Genomic DNA, 23411 nt, shown 5'->3' with positions numbered 1-23411 from the left:
AAAGATTTATCATAAGGCATCTGATGCAGCCACCAATCCCAATAAAAAAGGCAGCCCCCGGGAGGAATCATGGATTCAAAAAAACTGGAGTATCAACATGCAAAACATATTGATCGTTGGGGGTGGCGCCGGAGGACTTGAACTAGCTACCAGGCTGGGTAAAAAACTAGGCAAAGCCAGTAAAGCTCGAATTACTTTGGTGGATAAAAACACCAGCCATATATGGAAACCTTTGCTGCATGAGGTAGCCAGCGGCTCATTAGATACCGATACCGACGGAGTGATCTACAGTGCTCATGCGGCCCGGCATGGCTATCAGTTCCAGCATGGTGAATTTATCGGCCTCAATACCGCTGAAAAAAATCTTACACTAGCAGCAATTTATACCGATGAAGGCGATTTGTTGGTGCCAGAGCGCACACTTCACTACGACACTCTGGTACTGGCTATTGGCAGTGTCAGCAACGATTTCGGCACGCCTGGCGTGAGCAAGCACTGCTACTTTCTTGATTCAGCACCACAAGCTCTGCGCTTCCACCGTGCTTTGATGAATAACTTTGTTCGCATCAATCAACAAGACGATGATCGGGCGCTGAATATCGCCATTGTTGGCGGCGGAGCCACCGGTGTAGAGCTGGCAGCAGAGCTGTACCATGTAGCTGCCCTAGCCAAGCGCTACGGTTTATCTGCCATGAATGCAAAGAAGTTAAAAATTCACTTGCTGGAAGCTGGCCCCAGCATTCTGCCAGCACTCCCCAGCCGTATAGCCGATGCCGTTCGAAAAGAGCTGAGCTTACTGGGTGTAGAAGTACGCGAAAACACCAAAGTAAGTGCAGCCAATGCACAAGGCTTTATTACCGCCGATGATCAGCAGATCATTGCCGGGATGATGGTATGGGCAGCCGGGGTGAAAGTCCCAAACTTCATTGCTAAGCTGGCAATCTTCGAACTCAACCGGCTACAGCAAATTCTGGTGACGCCAGAGCTCAAGGCCAAAGGCTTTGACGATATTTATGTACTGGGCGATTGTTGTGGCTTTCAGCAGCAAGATGGAAGCTGGGTACCGCCACGCGCGCAGTCAGCCCACCAAATGGCTAGTCTGGTCGCTGATAATATCTTACGACAACGCCGTCAAAAGCCACTTAAACCCTTTGTCTACAAAGATCATGGTTCACTGGTCAATTTAAGTCGCTACAGCACGGTTGGTAGCCTGATGGGCAACTTGACCGGCAATAGCATGTTCATTGAAGGCAAACTGGCGCGCTTTGTCTATATTTCGCTATACCGCATGCATCAGATAGCCATTCATGGTTGGTGGAAAGGCATGCTGCTGGTGTTGGTAGAAAAAATGAACCGGGCGGTCCGACCGAAACTAAAACTGCATTAGCCTAAGACAGCGCCAATGTGTCTATTGGCGCTGAAGGCTTAACACCAACGGGTCAGTTGAAACTCACTCAGGCAACGAATTTTGGCATCAGCAATGGCAAATTTTTCATGATGCCATTCATCCGCTGCCGGAATTGCCACCACCGTCATGCCAGCAGCTTTGGCCGCACTGATGCCAGTATAGGAATCTTCAAATACCAGACAATCGGCTGGTGCTATCCCCAACTTACCTGCTGCCAGCAAGTAGATATCCGGGGCGGGCTTGCCTTTGCTCACCATTTCGACGCAGCAATGGGCATCAAAGTAATGATGGATCGCCAACGTTTGCAAGGTGGTGTCCATTAAAAATTGCGACGAGTTGGTTGCCAGTGCCGTCGGTATTTGGCGCTGCCGTAGCTGCTGCAATAGCGTATGCACACCTTTTTTTGCTAAACCTTGCGTCACAATAGCCTGCCCCACCTGCTGAATAACCGCTTCCTCAGTCTCTGCCAGACTTTGCCCCTGCCAAGGCGAATGTTGATACCAGAAATCAGCAACGGCTTGGGTCGTCATACCTGCAGTTTGCTTGGTTTGCTCCGCGGTTAACTTCACGCCAAGCTGGCTAAACACACTTAATTCTGCCTGTTGCCAGAACGGTTCTGAATCGATCAACACCCCATCCATATCGAAAATAACCGCTTTCACCACGGACTCTCCTCATTAATTTTCATGCTGCTTCATGAACCACTATGCACTATGCTGATAATCAACGCTATTAGTGAACAGATCCATCAATAGCAACGTACACAAGCAGAACTTTTCATTCTATACAGTGCTGTCCATATTGACATGGCAGTGGTCTGACACACAAGGTATACACATGAACAAACTGATCTCCATTCCGCAAGAAGCCTTTGATTGGTATGACGATTATGCCCATGGTAAAATGGATCGCCGCACTTTTATGAAAAAGCTTGGCGGCTTGGCTGCGCTGGGCTACTCCATGACTTTTCTGACCTCTGCGTTGTTGCCCAATTATGCATTTGCAGAGCAAGTATCATTTAACGATCCTGCGATCAGAGCCAGCTACCTGAGCTTTGCCTCACCAGAAGGCCATGGTACCGGCCGGGGTTACTTTGTGCAGCCTGCGACAGCAGAAGAGTTACTGCCGGTCGTGTTGGTGGTGCATGAAAACCGTGGACTTAATCCCTACATCAAAGATGTAGCAAGGCGGTTAGCCAAAGCTGGTTATGTTGCTTTTGCTCCCGACGCCCTGCACTCATTGGGTGGCTACCCCGGCAATGATGATGAGGGACGCGCCATGCAAAGCTCGTTGGATCGTGACAAAATACAGCATGACTTTGTTGCCGCCGCTCATTTTTTAAAAAAACATCCGCTTAGTAGTGGCCAACTCGGCGCCGTAGGCTTTTGCTTCGGGGGGTACATGGTTAACTACCTTGCTGCAGTTGAACCAGACTTATTGGCTGCAGGCGTCCCATTTTACGGAACTCCGGCGCATGAAAGCCTTCGACACCAGATCAAGGCTCCGTTGATGATCCATTTAGCCGAGCACGACAGCCGGGTGAATGCGACCTGGCCTGACTACGAAAAAGCCCTTACCGCACATGGGGTTGTCTATCAGATGCATATGTATGAAGGCACGCAACATGGCTTTCACAATGACTCAACCCAACGGTACGACAAAGCCAATGCAGAACTGGCCTGGCAAAGGACGCTGGCATTTTTTCATGAAAAACTTGCGTCACATCAGCCGTAATTTATGTATGCATCCCTTGACTAGTTGAGTATCCGCCCCAAGATGCAGTACTTGAATTTTATTTTTGTGCAGAGACGATGAACCACGAAATACGTTACCGCTTTACCACTGCCCAAATCGCCAATCGATTTGCCAGCGAACTCAAGCATTGGCCAGTGGCTGATGTGAAAACCAGTCTGCTCGATGGTGGTCTGGCGGTGAAGGTCCGTTATCAATTTGATGGCACCGGCTTCGATTACACCTGTGCCGAGCTGGATGACATGGCAGCTAAACATGGCGGCACCGAAACCACTTAAACTGTGTGCATCCGGTGATCGTCTTTTAGCTCCTATGCGTACTCGCGGCACGACGCTTTGGTTTCATGCTACAGCAAAAATATAAATCTGATCTTTCTTTCGTGTCATTACGTTTCTTACACGGACTGTTACATCCAACTTACAACGAAGAGGAAGATTTATGAAACTGTCTTATGCTATTACCGGTGCTCTGTTAGCTGGCTCGTTGGCGTTTACTGCCCAAGCACACAACCACAAATCAAAAGCTGATATCGTAGACACAGCTGTTGCTGCGGGTAGTTTCACCACCTTGGTGACCGCAGTACAGGCTGCAGATCTGGTCGATACATTAAAAGGTGAAGGTCCTTTTACTGTGTTTGCTCCTAACGATGATGCCTTTGCCAAAATCCCAGCTGCAGACTTAAATGCATTGGTGGCTGACAAAGCTGCACTTACCAATGTACTTACCTACCATGTTGTCGCCGGCAAAGTCATGGCTTCCGATGTGGTCAACCTGACTTCGGCAACAACGGTTCAAGGTCAAGATCTGGCAATCGAAGTTAAATACGGTAAAGTCTTTGTCAATGGCGCTGAAGTAGTAGCCACCGACATTGAAACCAGCAATGGCGTGATCCACGTCATCGATACCGTAGTAATGCCAAGCAGTAGTTATTAAGGAGTAGCGTTAAAACGCTAGTCTTTTATGCACTCTCCAATGACACTTTCGGCCCTTTTAGGGCCGTTTTTTTGAAGATCCAAGCTCTATAACCGTATTGGAAGTTTTTCTTAAAGCGTTTGACAGGTGCGAACTTAATGGATCACTTGCTTGGTTCTGACAAGACTGGTGGCGTACTATCCATATAAGTTAAGAAGTTCGACCAAACCTCGTGGGTTCTCTGTTTTGTTAACTTAGTTTTGCAAGCGACAGCCATGACGCCTCGAATTGTGCCTTCACGCCATTTCGTATACACGGAGTCACAGTGGGATTGCATATAAACCTGCCAATCTTTTTGAGCTATTGTGATGGACTCGATGAGCTCGGAATCGAACGCATTATGCTCAAGGCTTGCTTCCAAATACTGGGTTAGTTCAGTTTGCGCTAACTCCAGTTCGATCAACGCACACTGGTTAATCTCAAGCGTGCTTAGAGCATTATCGCAGTCGAGAGTTTTATCGGTTGCCATAGCGGTAAATGACGAGATCGCTAGAGCTAATGTAATATACTTTTTCATAATTCACCTCGAAGCACACAGTCCCCACACAAGCTATCACGCCTTTTTAGTTGGCATCATGACCTTGAGCAACAACAAAGTACCACACGTTGGAAGTCCCTCTTAAAACATTTGATATGCCTTTAGCTTAAGACTTTATGAAGTACTTGCGTTTCGGTGCCGATGCGGCCATCAGGCCGATCAACCCTGTTGCTTGTATAGCGATCAGGGCAATGGCCCCCGATGCATCCAGTGCCCACAAAGTCAGGGCCGAGATAAGCAGCCAGCAGGCCGGGATGATCATGCTGAGCCACAACACCCAGCCGCGAAGCATGATCAGCAACAACCCCAGTGTAGTGATGGCAGTAGGGTCAGCATGAATACCAAAGACTTCGGCTTGCTGCCATGAGGCACCAGTAGTGAGTGGCGCCAGTAACGGTAGAGCAATGAGGCCAGCGAGGGCGATGGCTATACCGATCAAAACCGCGACCTTATCCACCCCCCCTAAAAAAACAGCTGGCTTTTGCTGTGGCATCGTATGAATACCTTTACCGCTAAGTGAAATGACAAGCAGCAACATCGCCTGAGCAAAAAATACATAGCCTATATAGCCACCCGCCCAATTCAACTCGGCATAGTGCTGCATAAAAAATGCCACGGCAACAAAGGTCCAAATGGGAGCAATAAACAGACAAGCCAAGCGAGTACGATTGGTGAGTGCCAGCCACACCACTGCCATACCCAAAGTCAAAGTGATCAGGTGTAGTGGCCAAAGGGTTTCATTTAAGCGCTCAAGCAGTCGAACATAGATTTCAATCGTAAAAGGAATAAAGTCTTGTAACTGATAGCTGGCCCCGCCGTTCATAGCGACTCAATGTAGCGTACCATGCGCTGTCGGTTGCTGGCCGAAGGCATGGGATGATGGCCGGCGCGCATATTCTCCTGCAAATGCTCCAGCTGAGTCGTGGCCGGAATAACACAGGTTATGCCGGGATGACTGACAATGTACTTTAGCAGAAAGTCCGCCCACGTTGTGCAGCCGCACTCAGCTTGAGCCCACTCGGGCAACGTTTCACCACGGCGTTTTAACGCCTTAATCAAACTACCGCCGTTGTAGGGTCGGTTGGCGATGACAGCAATGCCCTGCTCTTCTGCCAGAGGAAGCAGCCGGCTTTCCGCACGGCGTTGGGTGATGTTGTAAGTCAGCTGAACAAAGTCGATATCTCCGGCAGCCATGATCTGTTCTATCTCTCTGTGGCGGCGGCCATGTGAGGTGGTGATACCAATATAGCCAATCTTACCTTCCGCTTTCATGTCCCGCAGTTCAGCCAGATGCTCCCGCCAATCGGTTAGATTGTGTACTTGCACCAAATCGAATTGCGGTACTTTCCAACGTGATTGCAAGTCGTCTACCTGCTCGCGTGTCGAGCCACCAGCCGGGCTCCAGACTTTTTCGGCTGAGAACAGACGGCTCGGAATACCCAGCTGTTGCAAGGCGTACCCCATCACATCGGGTGCAGAACCATACATTGGGGAGGAGTCAATCAAGCCGCCGCCGAGCTGAAAAAATGCCCGGACCACTTCCATTCTGGCGTTAAGCAGCTGCGGATCGCGGCCAACATTGAAGGTACGCCAGGTGCCCATCCCGATGACAGGCAGGGTTTTGTCACTTTTGCCATAGCGTTTTTGATACAGCCCATCGCTGCTTGTATTCTGTGAGTGTTCGCCTGCTGACAAAGCAGCCATGGACTGGCCAAACAATGGTAAAGAAGGCAGTAAGCTAGCGGCCACACTGGCGCCAAGCAGCTTGAGGCTCTGTCTGCGAGTGAAGCGATTGTTCATAGTTCACGCTCCTTCAGATCATGGGGGCAGCCTGCTGGTCGTGTTGCTCTGCAGGACCCATCCGAAACACCAAGCATACCAGCCCATACACCGCGTTGACAAACCAGCCATTATTTAAGCTTGAAGCTAGCCTATGCAGTCAGCGGCTGGCGGTTAAAGTAGTACCTTTAAACAGTATTTTACGGTAGCTTAGGCAATTGGAGTCGGAGTTAGCCATTGCCAACTGCCAGTCACTACATTGAGGAATACATGCATTTACCCACTGTTACTCTGCTTGCGCTGGCTATTAACCTTATTGTGGGCATTTACCTGTATCTGCTTTACCGGCGCAAGCCTAAAGACAGGTGCTTTAAACTGTGGTCGTACTCCTGCGGCTTTTTTGTGTTGGGCTCGGCTCTGGTGGCAATGCGCCCTTACCCTATCCCTGAATTTTTCAGCTTTTTTATCGCAGACTGCTTATTGCTGCTAGCACCGGTCTATGTGCTGGCAGGGCTGGTTCAATTCTCACGTTTTCGCTATACCAAACGCCGACGTCAGCTGGCTTTTGTGGCTCTTGCCATTGCAATCACGATTTTTTTGCTCAGCTATCCGCAGCCAGGGCTACTCAGTATCATGGCCGCACTGGCCATCGGGCTGACATTTTGTTTGTGTGCCTTTTTATTAAAGAAATCGATTATCACCGAACCCATATTTACCAGAACCCTGCAAGCCATATTTGTGCTGCATGCATTGCTGATGTTTGTGCAGGCTGCGCTGGTTCTCTTTCATTGGCAGCAGTTGAATATTCATGGTTTGCCGGAATCGTCGATTTACACGCTGCTAAGTCATATTCTGCTCACAACTCTAACCGCCTTACTGCTGCCATGGTTAAGTTTTTTAAAACTGGAACGTAAACTTACCCTGAAGTCACAACGAGATGGCTTAACCCGTCTGGCCAACCGCGAACATTTTTTCAATCAGCTTGAATACTACTGGCAGCAACACCCATATACTCCAGCTGTATTTATGATGATCGATATAGATTTTTTTAAAAAGGTGAATGATACCTTTGGCCATGCAGTAGGTGATCGGGCCATTGCCTCCGTAGCAAAGCTGTTATCTAAGCAATTACGCAGCAATGATATTATTGGCAGAATTGGCGGGGAGGAATTTGCTGCTCTGTTAATTGATATTGATGAGCACACTGCGTTACAGGTGAGTCAGCGCTTATGTCAGCAAGTGGCTAAGCAGTTAAAGAGCATTGAAGACGCACAAGTTGAACTCACTATCAGCATTGGGATGGTACATGTGATCCCCTCATATCATGATCATGTGACAGCCTTTAAACAAGCGGACGAGGCATTGTATGCCAGCAAACAGGCTGGTCGAAATACTGTAACGCTAGGCAAACTGCACAGTGCCTGAACCAATCGTATGTAAACAGCACTGGATCGACGCTGGAGTTTCATGCATGCTACTGCCGCATATTTACTGACTGCAGATGACTGCACGAGAGCTTGTTTTATGGCGTTTCTTTGGGCGATTACCCTGTTATGGGCTTTTTCATTTTCACTGATTGGTGTCTATCTGGCTGGTCAGGTTGATAGCTATTTTGCTGTACTGAGCCGGGTAGCATTGGCAGCATTGGTGTTTCTACCCTTTTTGCTCCGCCAAAAAATCGCCCCAACACTGGCAATACAGCTGATGGGTATTGGCGCCATTCAACTCGGTTTAATGTACTTGTTTTATTACCAGTCATTTTTACTGCTCAGCGTACCCGAAGTGCTGATCTTCACCATTTTCACTCCCGTCTACATTACCTTGTTGCATGATCTGCTGGAAGGTCGTTTCCATGGGCGTTATTTACTCAGTGCGCTACTCGCCATTGCAGGTGCTGCCATTATGCGCTGGAACAGCCTGAATGATGATTTCTGGTTCGGTTTTTTGGTGGTGCAAGGGGCCAACCTCTGCTTTGCCAGTGGTCAGGTCTTGTACAAATACCGATTGGCTCACTGGCCAGTTGCAACCCCACCCGCCCATCATACTCTGTTTGGCTGGTTTTACTTGGGTGCGCTACTGATCGCTCTACCCGCCTGGTTGCTGTTGGGGCAACCTCAGTACCCCACGACAAGCCTGCAGTGGAGCATCTTGCTGTGGCTAGGGGTAGTGGCATCTGGCCTTGGCTATTACTTATGGAACCGGGGAGCGACCAAGGTCAATAGTGGCCAGCTGGCCATTATGAACAATGCACTGATCCCTGCGGGCTTACTGGTTAATCTGTTGATTTGGAATCGGGATACCGATGTCCTTCGTCTGGCTCTCGGCGCGGGCCTAATGCTTGTCGCGCTATGGCTGGTCAGCCGCCACCAGCAGAAGCATTAGTACCCCTTATTCTGATAGCCTCAGCAATCGTTCGGCCTGACGCTTCACCGCTTGTTTAAGCTCAAGCGGCTCCAAAATGGTGAAGTCAAAGGGCAACTGGCTTAGCCACAGTGCAAACCAATAGCTGCTGTCGGTGCGGGTGCTCAGCAGCAAACCATTGTGCTGCGGCTGCAGCATAGCAGCCATAGAGCCTAACACCTCCTCAGCTTCAACTTTGTTGGTGTGAAGGCATACCTTCACCTCCAGATTGCACGGCATGTTATTCAGGCTCTGGTGAAAATGCTCTGCTGTATTAAAGTCTGTCGGCCGTTCAAAGCGGTGTTCGAGCAGTTGAACCTGCTGTAACCGATCCAACCTAAAGGTTCTGAGCTCTTTGCGCAGATGGCAATAACCACTCATGTACCAACGGCCGCGGCGGAACAGCAAACCATAGGGATCCACTTGACGAGACACCGGCTCTTGCTGATATGAAGCATAGCGGATGCTGATAGAGCGCTGCTGCTCCAATGCATCCAACAATGGCTCCAGATGCGGTTCATAGGTATCCGACACAGACTGCGGCAGCACCAAACTGACACTTGAAGCAATGGCTTTCGCCCGGGATTTTAACTTAGCTGGCATCACCCGCTCCAGCTTTGCCTGCACACTGTGAAGTGCAGGCTCAGTGCCGGCCAAACGAAGGTTACTTGCAGCCAGTAAGCCCAGCGATAAAGCAAATGTCTCTTCATTGGTAAACATCATCGGCGGCAATTTAAAGCCGGCCACCAGCATATAGCCCCCCTCTCGCCCCTGCTCGGTGGTCACAGGAACGCCCATGTCTTCAAGCACCCGGATATAGCGTCGTACTGTGCGGGTATCAACCCCGAGCTGGTTGGCCAACTCAGTGCCGGTCAGTCGCCCATTGGACTGCAATAATTCCAATACCGTCAGAACCCGAAGCGTAGGGCCGCTCACTTGATTTTCCTTCTACTCATCTATTATTCATGTTCATGCTGCAAAAAAACAACTATAGCGGAAAACTAGGACGTATTCTGTCCTATATTGATTTTATAGTGCTGCTCAGGGGACCAACTACCTCTTATCTGCTTAACCAACAAGGAATGGAACCATGCAAACATTAACGCTTTACACCAACCCCAATTCACGTGGCCGTGTTGTCCGCTGGCTACTGGAAGAACTGAAAGTACCCTATCAAATCAAAGTACTGGAGTACGGTGCTGACATGAAATCTGCCGACTTTCTGGCCCTGAATCCTATGGGGAAAGTACCGGTCATTACTCATGGCGATGTGGTGGTCACTGAGGCAGCAGCAATTTGTGCCTACCTTGCTGATCACTTTGCCGATAAACAGCTTGCCCCTGCCACCAACAGCCCAATGCGAGCAACCTATTACCGCTGGTTATTTTTTGCGGCCGGCCCGGTGGAAATGGCCACCTCCGCCAAAGCGTACGATTGGCGTATCGATGCTGAAAATGCCCCAGCCGTTGGATCTGGTTTCTATCAAAATACCGTTGATGCATTGGAAACGGCTTTACAGCATGGACCTTACTTGTGTGGCGAGCAATTTACGGCCGCCGATGTGTATGTCGGCAGCCAAATTATCTGGGGCATGATGTTTAAAACGTTGGAAGAGCGACCAGCCTTTACCCAGTATTCAGAGCGGTTGCAAGCCCGTGAAGCCGCCATTCGGGCCAATCAGCTCGATGATGCACTGCAAGCATAATAGGACAACACTCAGACAAAATTAAGCTCATAGGGTATCGCTGTCACATAGGTGCACGGTGCTACCCTGTAACCTGCTGTATTAAATTGTTTTTATTGGTAATAATACTTCTTTGTGCATTCAACTCTGGGTAGGCTCATGTTTTTACTAACCAGAAAGGTATTTCCCATGTTGATGCAATTTCGTGTAATCGCTTTGAGTATAACCTTGCTATCAGGGTTAGTTGCCTGCGGCAGCAGCTCGGATAGCGATGAAGACCAACCTGACTATTCACAAAGTTATGTACAGTTTTATCATGGTGCAAACAGCCAGGAGCCTGTTCGATTGCAGCTGAATGACAGCCAGCCGACTCAACTTACCCTGGGGCAAGCCTCCAGTTTACGCACGCTGGAAAGTAGCGAGCATGAGTTTAGTCTTACCACAGTGCATAGCCAACAAGTTCTGCTGGAAGATAACCTGGTCTCAAAGTCGGGCTATAAGCATTTATTGATTCTGGCTGAAGAAGCTGGTGAGCCGAGCCTCCTGGAAGTTCAGTTCGATCGCAACATCACACTTGAGCAGCAATTTATGCTCACGCTCACCAACCTTTCGCAACAATTCCCGGAGTTGGATATTTATTTGGGTAAGGCCGATGAGGGTTTTGATAACGCCGAATTTGTAGAACAACTGAGCCTCATGGAAATTGCCTATCCAGCTGAAAAACTGGAGCGTGGACACTATACCATCTTCCTGACGGAGCCAGGCCAGCAAGACGTGCTGTTTCAAAGCCAAAGCTTTCATTATCAATATAGCAGTACGTACAGCTTGATCATACGCGATCAGCAAGGTCCACTGCCTGAGCAACTGATTGCCGATGTGGTATTGAACACAGGTTCGACCGATCAGCTGCTTCACCGCTATGCCCCCGCGCAATTCCGATTGTACAACAACGTGCAACCAGTAGAAATTCTGCTTGACCAAGAGTCTCTGCTTACACTTAATCAACATGAATTCAGCAGTTACGTCGCGCTGTCGCAAGGGGATTATCAGTTATCCGTAAACGATCACGAAGCCAACCCACTATTGAATAATCAGTTGCTCAGCCTGCAACAAGGTCAGAGTAAAGTGGTGGTATTGTTTCAGGATAGTGCCGGTGAAACCAGAAACCTTCAGTACACTGAGGCTAATCGACCACAGATCCATCAGCACGATGTCACTGTGATGAATCTCAACCACACCTATGATGAGTTGAACCTGTACTTTGTCCGGGCTCACGAAACCATTCAGGACGCGCACTATAAGGTACAAAAGTTAGAGATAGGTGACCAACAACAAATCCGCCTACCCGCTAATCAGGTGTCACTGGCATTGACCGCAATAACCAGTCAGGGCAATGAGCTGTTACTGGATAAAACAGCGCCCATGACCTTGCAGCAGGGACAGCATTACTTAATCAGTTTAGAGCACGACCCCGCTAGCCCAAATGATGTAAAGCTACGGATCGTTCATTAAGCCAAAGCGTTATGCAGCAGTAGATAGCTTAGTATACCGTTGTCTACTGCTTGTTGGTCAACTTGATAAAAAAGCCAGAGCAGTCCGGCTTTCATCACGAGATCACACTCACGGTATCCACTGAAACCCGCCAGTAAAACTGCGGTAAATCCCAACCAGCATATAAAAACTTTATTCCTGCTCCCGACTGCTCTAATTTAGCTACTAATCGATGTACTGGCGATCTGCTTTTAAAAGCTTTTTCGCTCGCCTGTGCAAAACCGCCATACTTTGCTGCCACCAGTAAAAATGAGCTGCTGAAAGTACTACTTCCATCATTTTCAGCAACTTCAGTACATCTGTAATAAAGCCCATATCCAGAAGGCAGCGGTCTTACCGGTACCGGTGACATGTCGCTGTAGCCATATTCAAGCAAAGCACGCTATAAATCTGCAACTAAATCTAAAGATGAAAATTGCATACGAGTTCCTCTGTAGATTTGCTACAGTTAAAAATAAGGGGGAAATTACTCACCAGTATCTTCGCTCGGGCGCGGCAGATGCTTGCACGCTCTGGCCAGGATCTCTACATAAAACTCGGGCAGTTCCTGCACCACAGCAGCATCAATATGTTGATTGATTTCAGAGCTAAAGATCTTTTCTGCGGCTTCTGCTGACGCGTTAAAGAGACAATCAAAGGCCCAGTAGTACATCCGGCTTGCGACGCTCTCTGGCCAGGTACTTTTAAATTTCATGCTTAATGGCGTCGACCAAACGAGCCGTATTCAGCTTAGCGTGCGTTAAAGCGAATGTTTTTTATCAAAATTCCTACAGGTTTGCATTCAAGAGTAAAAACTGAACACGCTTATAAAGCGCGCATTCTACATGGATAAGCAAAAGATAACCGTCACGTTCTGCTATTTACTGGCAAAATCTAAGCAGTGGTAAACCAGCTCTCTCCATCCGGACCTGTGATCCAGGAAAGCTTGTTGGTATTACCAGTTATAGTTACAGCCGCTTTAGCTCTAGTGCACTAGTGTGCTATCCGCTGGGAAATCTTACCATACTAAGGCCTTTCGATAATTGAGGCTCAATTTAAGCTTAACCTATTTTATTTTGTTAGTTTTCTCGAAAAAGACTCTAAAAGCCTTATTTCACATTCTAACCTCTAACTCGCTCAATGCCGACTGAACCACTCCTTATCATTTGAGCCTTTGACTATCACCAGCTTTTTCTTGTAGCCTAAGCAATAACTTAACGTTAAATCATTTAAACATCTTTGAACCAGGGTTAACTATTTCAGGTTCGAATTGGATTCATATTTTTGACATAGTATGTGATGTTTCGATACCAACAAAAGCTGGTAGCTAAGGGCTCTATGGTTTCCATATATGTAGCAGGTAAGGACAAAACAAAACAGCTAAGTGATTGGGAAATACGCTGGGACTCCAACCAGAATGAGTTGAAACTGATTTGCCATTTCCCCTCTGGCAAACGCTATTCCCGGCCGCTTAGCGAATGTGAAGTTACCCCCAGCAGAGACGTTCACGGAATGCTGATGGCAGACAAAGGAGGCTCTGTATACAGTGCGACAGAACGTGTGACGATTCTGGGTGAAAAGTATGGGCTTATTCGCTACCCCAACAATCAAAGTGTTTTTGCCAAAAAATTGGCCGATATTGAGCTTGTCCCAGCAACCACACTCACGAATGACGCCCTCTTCCACTATTTTGTTGCTGTGGCAAAAGCTCGAACTAAGCATGCAATGGCAGCAGAAAAATCAATTGCCGACAATGTGGTGCGTCAATTTGAAAAAATCCTTCCCCATGCAGACACAGTGCTGCAAGCTTACTGTACAGCTCAGATGCAAAAGCGTGTGCCGCAAGGAAATTACATCTACCCGTTTGGCATTAATGAAAGCCAGCTCAAGGCGGTTGAGCATGCTTTCACATCGCAGATTAGTGTGATTGAAGGCCCACCAGGCACCGGGAAAACCCAGACGATCCTGAACATCATCGCCAATATTATGCTGCGCGGGGAAAGCGTGGCAATACTATCCAACAACAACGCTGCTGTAGAAAATGTGTACGAAAAGCTCGCCAAATACGGCCTGGATCATGTGGTCGCAAAACTTGGGAACAAGGATAACCGAGAGGCCTTTTTCACAGATGGGACGACCACCTCACAGGAGGAACTCCCCCCTAAGCCTTCCATCGCACAGATCCAGACTGTGCTCGCAGCCTTGAAGCAACAGCTGCATACCCAGAATGAAATGGTGCAACTGCAAGCTGAAATTGACGAATTACAAATTGAAAAGCGCTATTTGCGCCAGTGGCAAAGCGACAACGAGGTAGACACATCAGCATCGCTGGATAAGTACACACTCTCCCCCGCCAAAGCAGTGGAGCTGATGGTGTACCTGGCTTACATCAACGAGCGAAAAATCAAGAAAATCACCCTGAAGGATCGGATTGAGTTGTTACTCAATCATTGGATACTGCGGATGAAGCCTTTCTCAAGCGCAGAGCAACGCAACACTATGATTTACGCTTTACAACTTCACTACTATGAGCAAACGCTACAGGACAAAAAAGCACAGTTAGCCGCTTTGCAGGAGATGTTAAAGCAAGATAATTTCACCACTTTGCTGGATGAGCTCACCAACAGCTCCATGATCTATCTGAAACACCACCTCAGGGAGCATATCCCTGCGCAAGCAAACTTCGATGCAAAAAATTACCGGCAGCAATTTGATGACTTTATCAAGCGTTACCCAATCATTGGCAGTGGTACGCACTCGATTGTAAACTCCATTGGGAAAGGCGCCGTTCTTGACTATGTCATTATCGACGAAGCTTCACAACAGGATATTGTTCCCGGGGTGTTAGCGCTTGGCTGTGCCAGAAACCTGATTGTGGTTGGTGATAGCAAGCAGCTAGCCCATATCCCTTCCACAGTAGGAATCCCCTCTCCCCATGAGTTCTACGACTGTGAAAAATACAGTTTACTCGCCTCGTGCATGGGTGTTTTTAACAACTCACTTCCCCGTACCCTGTTAAAAGAGCACTACCGCTGCCACCCCAGAATCATCCAGTTTTGTAACCAGCAATATTATGACAATCAACTGATCCCGATGCGGCAAGATAACGGTGAAGAAGCACTGACGCTCATTGTCACCGCCCTAGGGAATCACACCAGAAACAATTCGAATCTGCGCGAACTGGACTCCGTGCTCAAGGTGCTAGAAATACAGGATGGCGTTGAATGGGATAAGACCCACTCAAAAGGCTTTATTGCCCCCTTCAGGGCACAGGTTAGGCTGTCTGATAGCCATTTACCCTGCGATTTCATTAATGACACTGTCCATAAGTTTCAGGGCAGAGAATGTGAAGAAATCGTCTTTTCCACCGTGCTGGACAAGAAGCAGAGCAGTCAACGAAAGTTAGGCTTTGTCGATGATGCCCGTATGGTCAATGTCGCTGTATCCAGAGCCCAACATAAGTTCACACTCGTCACCGGCGATGATGTCTTCACCACTAATAATGGACACATCGCCGCACTGGTGCGTTACATGGAATATTACGCGGATAAGAAACAAATACACCGGGCGATTGTTGTTTCTGCCTTCGACCTGCTTTACAAAGAATACGACCAGTCCCTGCAAGCATTAAACGAGCGGTTGCGACCGACTGACTCCAAATTTAAATCTGAACAAATCATTGCAAATCGACTGCGTTCTGCAATGTCCCAAGAGCCCTACCAGGCACTGATGTTCCACTCCCAGATCGCCTTGAACCAATTGGCTGCCCCCACCAACGACGCTTTAACAGAGCGGGAGCAGCAATTTTTGAGAAATCGAGCCAGCTGTGACTTTGTCATCTACTTCAAAGTGGGCAAGACACCTTTGGGGGTGATTGAAGTGGATGGTAGCTATCACGACACTCCCGAGCAAGCCGAACGCGATGCGTTAAAAAATAGCATCCTGGCAAAGGTGAATATTCCACTGTTGCGCCTGAGAACGGTCGAAAGCCATATCGAAGAGAAAGTCACCACATTTATAGCCACATGGGCAAGAAAAACGAACTAATAGCCACACCCAGTAAAGCCTGATATGTTGCCATCAGTTAGGTTCCCATTTCTTAAATAGTGGCGAAGAATCAATTGAGGGATCAATGGTACTTTTTGAGCTCGCGCCAGTAGATATTTCCAACTTAAACGACGCTGACTTAAGAGAGTTAGTCGCACGTCTATGCGAGGCTGAATTAAGCCGGCAAGGCATCTCATCAGTTCATATAAAATGGGGCGGAGCACAAGAAGCGCCCGACGGTGGTCTTGATGTTTATGTACAAGATGTCAGCTCATTGCCGTCACCAGGCTTTGTACCCCGCATAAACACCGGCATTCAAGTAAAGAAAAATAGTATGAGTAAAGCTGCCTGCGCTAAAGAAATGCAGGATAGTGGCAGTGTTAAAAAAATAGTATCCAGTCTCGCAGACAACCAGGGTGCTTACATCATTGTCAGCGGGAAGGATCGTTGCTCAGATAAAATGCTTTCCGATCGTATTTCAGGCATGGCATCAGCGATTACAGGTTTGCCGAACAAGGAAAACCTTAAACTTGATTTTTATTGCAGTGACCGACTTTGCAATTGGTTAAGGCAGCATCCTGGGGTTGCACTTTGGGCCAGAATAAAACTCGGCAAACCGCTATCTGGTTGGAAGCCATTTGGACGCTGGACGTCAGTACCAGCTAACAAAGACGATGAATTACTCCTTGATGACCATCCCTGCGTAAGGGATCTCAATTCCCCAGATAAAAGCGCCGTTGCACTTATCGACGGAATAAAATTAGCCAGAGATAAACTACTTAATCCCTGCAGTGCAGTTAGGATTACCGGATTGTCAGGTGTTGGCAAAACACGGTTTGCCCAAGCGTTATTTGAAGCCGGAACTGGTGAAAATGTGTTGTCATCAACCGACGTAATTTATGCTGATTTAGGCGAAGATTTAAAACCTTCGGCTGCAGAACTACTGACTTATTTAATTGCCAACGATTATGCAGCCTTTGTAGTGCTTGATAACTGCAATCCGGATGTGCACAGGCAGTTGCAAAGGCAGCTGTCAGAGAGCAAAGCAAGGTTAAGTTTGCTGACGATTGAATATGATATTTCTGATGATAAACCGGAAGAGACTGATGTCATCCACCTAGAGCCTGCCAGCGAGAAAACTGTTTCATCACTTATTCAAAGACGCTTTCCAAAACTAGGACAGCTCAACGCAGACAGGATCGCTGAGTTTGCTGGAGGTAATGCGCGCGTAGCAATAGCATTAGCTAATCGGGTAGACGCTGATGAAACGCTGACTAAATTTTCCGAAGAACAGCTTTTCAAACGGCTCTTTCATCAAGGAAAAGTACACTCCGATAGCTTATTACACAACGCAGAGATTCTGTCTCTGGTTTACTCATTTAATGTATCAGCTAAGGAGTTTAACGACGAACTTAGCGTGTTAGCAAAGATCGGAGAAGTGAAACGGACCGCGCTGTACAAAGACCAAGCAGAGTTACTCCGCCGTCAGCTTGTTCAGCAGCGCGGTAACTGGCGGGCAGTTTTACCACATGCTCTTGCTAATCGGTTGGCGAGTAGAGCATTGGAAAATATCGCACCAGATGAAATCAATACAGAACTGTTTAAACCTGAGAATATCCGGCTACTTAAATCCTGTGCGCACCGGCTGGGCTATTTGCATGATTGCCAAGCCGCGCATGAGCTCGCAGGCAGCTGGCTACAACCCGGAGCACCACTACATAACATAGCTTCATGCGATGCACAGCTAATTGCCATACTGACTTATATAGCTCCGGTCTTTCCTGCCACTGCGTTAGCTGCAATTGAAAGAGCATGTGTCGATAAAAAGTTCGCTTCCAGAAAGAACACTTATTTTTCAACTGTTGTCGGACTGCTCTGCAAGCTTGCGTATGAAGATAACATGTTTGATAGAGCTGCTTCGGTGCTAGTGAAATTCGCTGAAACAGAAAGTAAAGATGAAAATAACGACAGTATAGTTAACAAGCTTAGTCAGCTATTTTCACTATATCTTTCAGGTACTCAAGCAACCCCGGAACGCAGACAGAAGTTTCTGCGGCACTTACATTATAGCGATAACAAAAGGTATCAAGAAATCGCAGAAAAGCTATTCAGTTCCGCTTTTGAAGCATACCGCTGGTCTTCCTTTGGTAGTTTTAGCTTTGGTGCACGCAAACGAGATTGGGGATGGCGGCCCCAGACAAATGCAGATGTAAAAACATGGTATGAAGGATTTATTGAAATTTTAAAACCTGGTCTTGAGGCAACTGATGAAAGCATCAGAAATCACAACCGGAGTATTTTATCCACTAACTTCCGAGGCCTTTGGTCAAAAGCGCATTGCTTTGAAACTCTTGAAAACTTAATTACAAAGCAAAATAAGCTAAAGCACTGGCCAGAGATGTTGCTAGCAGTAAAGCATACCCTGCATTACAACAAAAAAGCCCATTCTCCAGAGCTACTCATCCTATTGCAAAGCTTAGAAAAAAAACTTACACCATCAAGTTTCATTGAAGATTTGAAATACCATCTATTCTTCAGCACACACACCCTCACAGAACACTGCGAAGATGAATATCCAGAAAGCTATCAGGCTATCTGCAAAAAAATTATTTCCTTCGGTGAAATGGTCGCATCACAGTCTGAAATATTGGAGTATTTTGCACCGCAGCTTTGGATTACAGATAGAGATTCAATCTGGTTATTCGGTAAAGGGCTCGCACAAGGAAGCCAAGATAAAACCGAAGCCTTTAACTACCTTGTATCATTAATGCAGAAGCAAAAACGAATAGTGGTTTATCCAAATTTATTTGCTGGTTTCATAAGCGCTGTCTATACAGAAAACTCTGAACAAGCGGAACAGCTACAAGCACAAACATTATTGGTTCCTGAGCTGCAACAGCACTTTGTTTACTTGTTGTGTAGCACGCCGATAAACCAGTGGGGTGCAAATAAGCTATTCGAAGTTGCAAAGCATGGTCTTGTTGAAGCATCGAAATTTCAACGTCTCAGCCGTGGCCGTATACATGAAACAATTAGCGACAATGACTTAGCAGCAATCCTTGATGCCGTGAGCAAGCTAGAAGATGGCATATTCTTTGTAATTGAAATACTTAGCATGCGCTTTCACACCGATAAAAATAGCACTTATGTGCCTCAAGACACCCTAAAAAAGCTCGGCCGTACGACTATTTATCGGCTACTTTCATTAGATAAAGATAACGTTCATTATAATCAGCTATTTGGTCTGGATCGAATTATTGAGCAGTGTATAACTGAAACAGCACCACAGCATGAAGTTATTGAGATTATCGATTGTCTCTGTGATGGTTTAAGTAGCTATCGGCTCTTCAGGCCTGATATCACCAAAATAATCCTGTCTTTGGTTAAAAGCTTCCCTGAACTGGTTTTAAATCGAGTATTTAATGGTGCAGATCGACAAGACTACCTAGCATCTCGTTTATTTAAGGATAGTTTCTCTAGACACGTTTCTTACCTTAATGATGTGCCAACAGGACGTTTATTGGCGTGGTGCAATGGTGATGAGTCGCGAATTCAAATAGTCGCAAAATTCATTTCTGCCTATAAACCTTTCCCTAAAGAACCACCCCTCGGTGAAAATCCGAAAGCCGTGATGTTGACTGAACATGCTCTGACACTCATTAAAGTAGCACAAGACAAGCTTTCTGTTGCCAATGAAATATACGAAGATATTAGCCCGAGTTCATGGTCTGGATCTCAAGCCGATGCAATGGAAACACGCTTAAAAGCTTTTGCTGACCTGATTAAACACGATTTGCCAGAGATAAGATCATTCGTACAATCAAAAATAACGATTCTAGAGCAAATAATTCGTGAAACCAGGGAGCGTGAAGCTTTAAGGGATACTGAGCGTGAACAGCGGTTTGAATAATTCTAGATTCAGAAATCTGCTAAGGTCTTTCGCAGTGCAAATTAAAAGGGTAATAAAATGATTGAAATTTCAAATACCGCGGTACCTTTCTTGGTCGGGATGCAGTATGGTAAACCGAGCAGCAGCGAAGGCCAATGGTTTGATTGAACCCGCTGCTGTTGCTCCATCTCAGTATTGTTTTACATCAAGTGCCATCACTGCATCGTAAGCATTTAAATCCAGCACTGCCCTCACATGGATGATCTGCCCTTGCTGCATGGTAAAAAACCAGGTATAGCTGTTGCGATACATGTTCCCATTAATCAATGGTCGCCTCGGCTTCAAACAGAATGATGACGTCATTACCTGCCTGATAAATAGCATGCACCTCAGGTTTTAATGGTGTAGCAAGCCGTTGATTGAAAGGCGTCACCATCCTATCCTGAAAGTCCTGTAAATCATAAGTTTTGGCTGAGTCAGTGGGCCCCATGATTGTCCAGCGTGCATCTGCCGCAAGCAAGTCAAATGGCGATCCTGTGCTCTGACTCCATTGATTAAAGACTTATTTAACCAATTGTTTGTGATTGAGTGGCTCTGCTAGTACAGAGCCACTCATGAGGCACAACCAGATCAATGTCATTCTATACGGAAATATTTTCATCACGATAGCTTCTTAAAACGCATGTCCTTTACTAGACACTGAGCGAATCACCAACTCACTCACATCTACGTTGTCTGGCTGGGAAATCGCATACAAAACTGCATTGGCAATTGCGTCTGGATTTAACGACATAGTACGAAGTTGCTCTATTAATCCAGCGGCAGCTTCATCGGTAATATCATGGCCAAGTTCAGTGGTGGTGACACCTGGAGACAGAACGGTCACGCGGATAGTACTGGACTCCTGGCGCAAACCTTCACTGATAGCCCAAACCGCATATTTACTGGCACAGTAAACAGCACAAGAAGGACCCACAGCATGTGCTCCAGTGGATGCGGTATTGATGATCTGACCATTGCCTTGCTGTTCCATCAGCGGTAATACAGCAGCGATACCATTCAAAACACCTTTAATATTGATATCAATGATCTTGTTCCATTCATCGGTCTTTAATGCGCCCATCGGCGATAAAGGCATAATGCCAGCGTTGTTAAACATCACATCAATACGACCAAAAGTATCTTTGGCAAAGGTCACAAACTCATTCACCTGCTTGGCATCGACTACATCCAATGCATGATAAGCGGCCTGACCACCGGTTTGCTGAATATCACGAACAATGGCGGCTAGCCGCTCCGTACGCCGCGCACCAAGGACGACGATTGCCCCCTGTTTGGCCAGTAATCTGGCCGTGGCTTCCCCAATACCACTGCTGGCACCGGTGATTAAAACTACTTTATTCTCGACATTTTGCATCTGCTCTCTCCATTCGTATCTGTCTGTAATGACCATGCAAATAGTAGAGTCAAAGCCATGTCCTTTGGATACATAGAGCTACAAGGAAATTGCCCATTCCTACGGTATTACACCGATTTTTAATAGCTGAAATCACTGGCAGATGATGAGGCAAAAGCTCATCTCACAATGGTTGCTTCCTATCCAGGGAATTAGGAGAGATCAGGGTACTGAAGGCAATGTAAGTTTTGATTCAAAGTGCTTAAAATGATGCACTATGTGCTTAACTCCGGGTAAAAATCGATGATCGTCACGTACATTCAGATAGAAATCAATTTTACGGATGTCAGGTTGATCCCGGAAAGATATTTTGCGTAACTTACCTGATGCAATATAGTCTTGCACATCTATACAGGGTAACCATGCATAACCGATCCCTTCGCAAACTAACTCTATTGCTGAGCTCGTTTTGTCCACCGTCCAACAACCATCATTTTTCGTTCCCAGTAAACTTCCGACGGGATCCTGACCTACCCGAATCTCTATATGGTTGTTTAATTCATCCGAAAAAATTGCAGCTGAGCTCTCAAAAACAAAGCTTTTCACACCGAAAACGGCAACATAAGGCACACTTATGCTGCCATTTACGGAATATCCGGAGACGGTTGATTTCAGTACCGATAACACAACATCAGTATAAGCTCCATCGTCAAATGGTGCTTTTGATACTTGAGTGATCTCAAGTTGCTTAAGCAAAAGCTCTGCGCTGGTAGATTGCAGCACACACCTGAGAATTCCATTCGGGAACAAGGCATCAACAGCAACTTTAATGCTTGAATCATTTAAACCAGTTAAGCCAGCGACATAGCTTTCAAGGTTGCGCGCATCGGATAATAGCTTCTCAGCCAGATGGAATACTTTCCTGCCATCTGGCGTTAATTGTGTTTTTTTACCCTCAACTTTAAGCAAGCTGACATTTAGCGTCTGCTCTAATTTAGTGACTGAGCGGTGTACTGACGATTTGCTTTTATAAACTTTTTCGCTAGCCTGCGCAAAACCACCATATTTTGCGACTGCTAAGAACATATGCCATTGCTGGATGGTAGCTTTATTCATGTTCTGCGCTCCCAATGTACCATTTCATACCATGCAATCCGATTGCTAATAAACCCCTTTCCGGCATGGAACAGAGTGCCAACACTAGATATCCCTGCTGGAATTGAAATAAAAATGCTCCTTCTTGTACGTCGATCAGAGTGAGATGCTGAAAGTACGGCTTCTGATCAAAAGCGCCATGAGTAAGCAATGTTCAGAAAGTCCATGCCTGGATTACGGTTGGATAAACCAGCATTAGAGTAATGCATATAACGAATCGCCAGCATCTTACTGCTTTGCTGATCCAGCCCTATTAACAAGCCGAGTCGATCTTCAAACTGAAAATATGAGCCTAAATCTTTACCGGCGAACTCACGCTTTGTCAGCACGCTGACACCAACCCCAAGCTCCCAAAACACGGGCTTACCAGACCAATTTGCAAACTGCTTTTTCAACACAGGGGACAGTGCTAACACCACATTACTTTGATACTTCGATGGCTGACCATACTGCCAAAAGTTGGTGCTTGCTTCCCAATACAAATTAGCGTCACCCAGTATTGGTAAAGTCGCAAAGTGATACTCCGAGGGGCGGTAAGCCAATCGAAGCCCCTGCACTCTTCCTGCACCCTTCAGGTACTCTACTGAAACCTGTGAGATATGCTCTGTGCCTGTATCAGCCTGCACCTGCCCTAGCATGCTAACAAAAAGCATGCATAGTACTCCCAACTGCCGCATACACTAACCCCGCTCTACGTATCTTCCATCAAGGACTAATTAACCATAGCAATATTATACCGATCGGTACAAAACAAGTAAACAGTCTATTCCCAGAAACATTATTTGCTCTGTGAAAAATGTTTTGACGTAAATTAATGTACTCTTCTTTAGGTACCGCCCTTTTAATCTGTAAGCGACGATT

At 46.8% G+C, this 23411-nt stretch carries 21 protein-coding genes; 10 read left to right on the top strand and 11 right to left on the bottom strand.

From position 1 onward, the window contains the following. The first annotated feature begins 97 nt into the window (after nt 1–97). A complete protein-coding gene (locus Q3O60_RS01050) occupies nt 98–1387 on the top strand; it encodes an NAD(P)/FAD-dependent oxidoreductase (RefSeq protein WP_305892046.1) in 1290 nt (429 codons plus the stop codon). Nucleotides 1388–1425: 38 nt separating this feature from the next. Here Q3O60_RS01050 and hxpB read toward each other — a convergent pair whose 3' ends face one another. Beyond that, nucleotides 1426–2073: a hexitol phosphatase HxpB gene (hxpB, locus tag Q3O60_RS01045; protein ID WP_305892045.1), complete on the bottom strand. Its 648-nt coding sequence runs from the start codon at nt 2071–2073 to the stop codon at nt 1426–1428. A gap of 172 nt (nt 2074–2245) precedes the next feature. Here hxpB and Q3O60_RS01040 point away from each other — a divergent pair, with 172 nt between their 5' ends. The 3 genes from Q3O60_RS01040 to Q3O60_RS01030 all read left to right on the top strand — a co-directional run bounded on the left by Q3O60_RS01040 (nt 2246) and on the right by Q3O60_RS01030 (nt 4093). Further along, on the top strand, nt 2246–3142 hold the full coding sequence (locus tag Q3O60_RS01040; RefSeq protein WP_305892044.1) for a dienelactone hydrolase family protein: 897 nt from the start codon (nt 2246–2248) through the stop codon (nt 3140–3142). 77 nt (nt 3143–3219) lie between these two features. Beyond that, complete coding sequence (locus tag Q3O60_RS01035) at nt 3220–3438, top strand: hypothetical protein (RefSeq protein ID WP_305892043.1); 219 nt, start codon at nt 3220–3222, stop codon at nt 3436–3438. A 160-nt stretch (nt 3439–3598) separates the two neighbouring features. Next, the gene (locus Q3O60_RS01030) at nt 3599–4093 is read left to right on the top strand and encodes a fasciclin domain-containing protein (protein WP_305892042.1); all 495 of its coding nucleotides are present in this window, start codon (nt 3599–3601) and stop codon (nt 4091–4093) included. A 142-nt stretch (nt 4094–4235) separates the two neighbouring features. Here the strand turns inward: Q3O60_RS01030 and Q3O60_RS01025 are convergent, their stop codons facing one another. The 3 genes from Q3O60_RS01025 to Q3O60_RS01015 form a co-directional block, all read right to left on the bottom strand. After that, entirely contained in the window at nt 4236–4649 is a 414-nt protein-coding gene (locus Q3O60_RS01025; protein ID WP_305892041.1) for a lysozyme inhibitor LprI family protein, read from the bottom strand. 127 nt (nt 4650–4776) lie between these two features. Next, nucleotides 4777–5493 (bottom strand): MFS transporter permease, encoded by a 717-nt coding sequence (locus tag Q3O60_RS01020; RefSeq protein ID WP_305892040.1) that lies wholly within the window; start codon nt 5491–5493, stop codon nt 4777–4779. Next, nucleotides 5490–6470, bottom strand: coding sequence for an aldo/keto reductase (locus Q3O60_RS01015; RefSeq protein WP_305892039.1), 981 nt, complete (start codon nt 6468–6470; stop codon nt 5490–5492). The genes Q3O60_RS01020 and Q3O60_RS01015 overlap by 4 nt, the downstream gene beginning before the upstream one ends. Nucleotides 6471–6719: 249 nt before the next feature. Here Q3O60_RS01015 and Q3O60_RS01010 point away from each other — a divergent pair, with 249 nt between their 5' ends. Further along, a complete protein-coding gene (locus tag Q3O60_RS01010; RefSeq protein ID WP_305892038.1) occupies nt 6720–7874 on the top strand; it encodes a diguanylate cyclase in 1155 nt (384 codons plus the stop codon). 99 nt (nt 7875–7973) lie between these two features. Next, a complete protein-coding gene (locus Q3O60_RS01005; protein ID WP_305892037.1) occupies nt 7974–8831 on the top strand; it encodes an EamA family transporter in 858 nt (285 codons plus the stop codon). 6 nt (nt 8832–8837) lie between these two features. On the opposite strand, the gene Q3O60_RS01000 is transcribed toward Q3O60_RS01005, so the two are convergent. Beyond that, complete coding sequence (locus Q3O60_RS01000) at nt 8838–9785, bottom strand: helix-turn-helix transcriptional regulator (protein WP_305892036.1); 948 nt, start codon at nt 9783–9785, stop codon at nt 8838–8840. 154 nt (nt 9786–9939) lie between these two features. Here Q3O60_RS01000 and Q3O60_RS00995 point away from each other — a divergent pair, with 154 nt between their 5' ends. Together Q3O60_RS00995 and Q3O60_RS00990 are read left to right on the top strand one after the other, a co-directional pair. Then, nucleotides 9940–10554: a glutathione S-transferase family protein gene (locus Q3O60_RS00995; protein ID WP_305892035.1), complete on the top strand. Its 615-nt coding sequence runs from the start codon at nt 9940–9942 to the stop codon at nt 10552–10554. Nucleotides 10555–10722: 168 nt separating this feature from the next. After that, nucleotides 10723–12045, top strand: coding sequence for a hypothetical protein (locus Q3O60_RS00990; protein ID WP_305892034.1), 1323 nt, complete (start codon nt 10723–10725; stop codon nt 12043–12045). Between the two features lie 94 nt (nt 12046–12139). Here the strand turns inward: Q3O60_RS00990 and Q3O60_RS00985 are convergent, their stop codons facing one another. Further along, nucleotides 12140–12436 (bottom strand): LysR family transcriptional regulator, encoded by a 297-nt coding sequence (locus Q3O60_RS00985; protein WP_305892033.1) that lies wholly within the window; start codon nt 12434–12436, stop codon nt 12140–12142. Between the two features lie 114 nt (nt 12437–12550). Then, nucleotides 12551–12778, bottom strand: a complete 228-nt coding sequence (locus tag Q3O60_RS00980) for a DUF6172 family protein (RefSeq protein ID WP_369812608.1) — start codon at nt 12776–12778, stop codon at nt 12551–12553. A 623-nt stretch (nt 12779–13401) separates the two neighbouring features. Here Q3O60_RS00980 and Q3O60_RS00975 point away from each other — a divergent pair. Together Q3O60_RS00975 and Q3O60_RS00970 are read left to right on the top strand one after the other, a co-directional pair. After that, nucleotides 13402–16110, top strand: a complete 2709-nt coding sequence (locus Q3O60_RS00975) for an AAA domain-containing protein (RefSeq protein ID WP_305892032.1) — start codon at nt 13402–13404, stop codon at nt 16108–16110. An 85-nt stretch (nt 16111–16195) separates the two neighbouring features. After that, nucleotides 16196–20020, top strand: coding sequence for a P-loop nucleotide/nucleoside kinase family protein (locus Q3O60_RS00970; RefSeq protein ID WP_305892031.1), 3825 nt, complete (start codon nt 16196–16198; stop codon nt 20018–20020). A gap of 298 nt (nt 20021–20318) precedes the next feature. Here the strand turns inward: Q3O60_RS00970 and Q3O60_RS00965 are convergent, their stop codons facing one another. The 4 genes from Q3O60_RS00965 to Q3O60_RS00950 all read right to left on the bottom strand — a co-directional run bounded on the left by Q3O60_RS00965 (nt 20319) and on the right by Q3O60_RS00950 (nt 23203). Continuing rightward, nucleotides 20319–20489: a hypothetical protein gene (locus Q3O60_RS00965; RefSeq protein WP_305892030.1), complete on the bottom strand. Its 171-nt coding sequence runs from the start codon at nt 20487–20489 to the stop codon at nt 20319–20321. A 183-nt stretch (nt 20490–20672) separates the two neighbouring features. Continuing rightward, nucleotides 20673–21416: an SDR family oxidoreductase gene (locus Q3O60_RS00960; protein ID WP_305892029.1), complete on the bottom strand. Its 744-nt coding sequence runs from the start codon at nt 21414–21416 to the stop codon at nt 20673–20675. 201 nt (nt 21417–21617) lie between these two features. Further along, nucleotides 21618–22511 carry a LysR family transcriptional regulator gene (locus Q3O60_RS00955; protein ID WP_305892028.1) on the bottom strand — a complete coding sequence of 298 codons (894 nt, stop codon included), beginning with the start codon at nt 22509–22511 and terminating at the stop codon, nt 21618–21620. A 167-nt stretch (nt 22512–22678) separates the two neighbouring features. Then, entirely contained in the window at nt 22679–23203 is a 525-nt protein-coding gene (locus Q3O60_RS00950; protein ID WP_305892027.1) for an acyloxyacyl hydrolase, read from the bottom strand. Nucleotides 23204–23411: the final 208 nt, after the last annotated feature.

The sequence above is a fragment of the Alkalimonas collagenimarina genome, from assembly GCF_030717845.1.
GTDB classification, from domain to species: domain Bacteria; phylum Pseudomonadota; class Gammaproteobacteria; order Enterobacterales; family Alteromonadaceae; genus Alkalimonas; species Alkalimonas collagenimarina.
This window is presented reverse-complemented; position numbering and strand designations above follow the sequence as displayed.

What these genes read in the sequence shown, in the direction of transcription:
- Q3O60_RS01050 (WP_305892046.1), top strand. Translation starts at nt 98, where the DNA reads ATGCAAAACATATTGATCGTTGGGGGTGGCGCCGGAGGACTTGAACTA.
- Q3O60_RS01040 (WP_305892044.1), top strand. Translation starts at nt 2,246, where the DNA reads ATGAACAAACTGATCTCCATTCCGCAAGAAGCCTTTGATTGGTATGAC.
- Q3O60_RS01035 (WP_305892043.1), top strand. Translation starts at nt 3,220, where the DNA reads ATGAACCACGAAATACGTTACCGCTTTACCACTGCCCAAATCGCCAAT.
- Q3O60_RS01030 (WP_305892042.1), top strand. Translation starts at nt 3,599, where the DNA reads ATGAAACTGTCTTATGCTATTACCGGTGCTCTGTTAGCTGGCTCGTTG.
- Q3O60_RS01025 (WP_305892041.1), bottom strand. Translation starts at nt 4,649, where the DNA reads ATGAAAAAGTATATTACATTAGCTCTAGCGATCTCGTCATTTACCGCT.
- Q3O60_RS01020 (WP_305892040.1), bottom strand. Translation starts at nt 5,493, where the DNA reads ATGAACGGCGGGGCCAGCTATCAGTTACAAGACTTTATTCCTTTTACG.
- Q3O60_RS01015 (WP_305892039.1), bottom strand. Translation starts at nt 6,470, where the DNA reads ATGAACAATCGCTTCACTCGCAGACAGAGCCTCAAGCTGCTTGGCGCC.
- Q3O60_RS01010 (WP_305892038.1), top strand. Translation starts at nt 6,720, where the DNA reads ATGCATTTACCCACTGTTACTCTGCTTGCGCTGGCTATTAACCTTATT.
- Q3O60_RS01005 (WP_305892037.1), top strand. Translation starts at nt 7,974, where the DNA reads ATGGCGTTTCTTTGGGCGATTACCCTGTTATGGGCTTTTTCATTTTCA.
- Q3O60_RS00995 (WP_305892035.1), top strand. Translation starts at nt 9,940, where the DNA reads ATGCAAACATTAACGCTTTACACCAACCCCAATTCACGTGGCCGTGTT.
- Q3O60_RS00990 (WP_305892034.1), top strand. Translation starts at nt 10,723, where the DNA reads ATGTTGATGCAATTTCGTGTAATCGCTTTGAGTATAACCTTGCTATCA.
- Q3O60_RS00985 (WP_305892033.1), bottom strand. Translation starts at nt 12,436, where the DNA reads ATGTCACCGGTACCGGTAAGACCGCTGCCTTCTGGATATGGGCTTTAT.
- Q3O60_RS00980 (WP_369812608.1), bottom strand. Translation starts at nt 12,778, where the DNA reads ATGAAATTTAAAAGTACCTGGCCAGAGAGCGTCGCAAGCCGGATGTAC.
- Q3O60_RS00975 (WP_305892032.1), top strand. Translation starts at nt 13,402, where the DNA reads ATGGTTTCCATATATGTAGCAGGTAAGGACAAAACAAAACAGCTAAGT.
- Q3O60_RS00970 (WP_305892031.1), top strand. Translation starts at nt 16,196, where the DNA reads ATGGTACTTTTTGAGCTCGCGCCAGTAGATATTTCCAACTTAAACGAC.
- Q3O60_RS00965 (WP_305892030.1), bottom strand. Translation starts at nt 20,489, where the DNA reads ATGGGGCCCACTGACTCAGCCAAAACTTATGATTTACAGGACTTTCAG.
- Q3O60_RS00960 (WP_305892029.1), bottom strand. Translation starts at nt 21,416, where the DNA reads ATGCAAAATGTCGAGAATAAAGTAGTTTTAATCACCGGTGCCAGCAGT.
- Q3O60_RS00955 (WP_305892028.1), bottom strand. Translation starts at nt 22,511, where the DNA reads ATGAATAAAGCTACCATCCAGCAATGGCATATGTTCTTAGCAGTCGCA.
- Q3O60_RS00950 (WP_305892027.1), bottom strand. Translation starts at nt 23,203, where the DNA reads ATGCTTTTTGTTAGCATGCTAGGGCAGGTGCAGGCTGATACAGGCACA.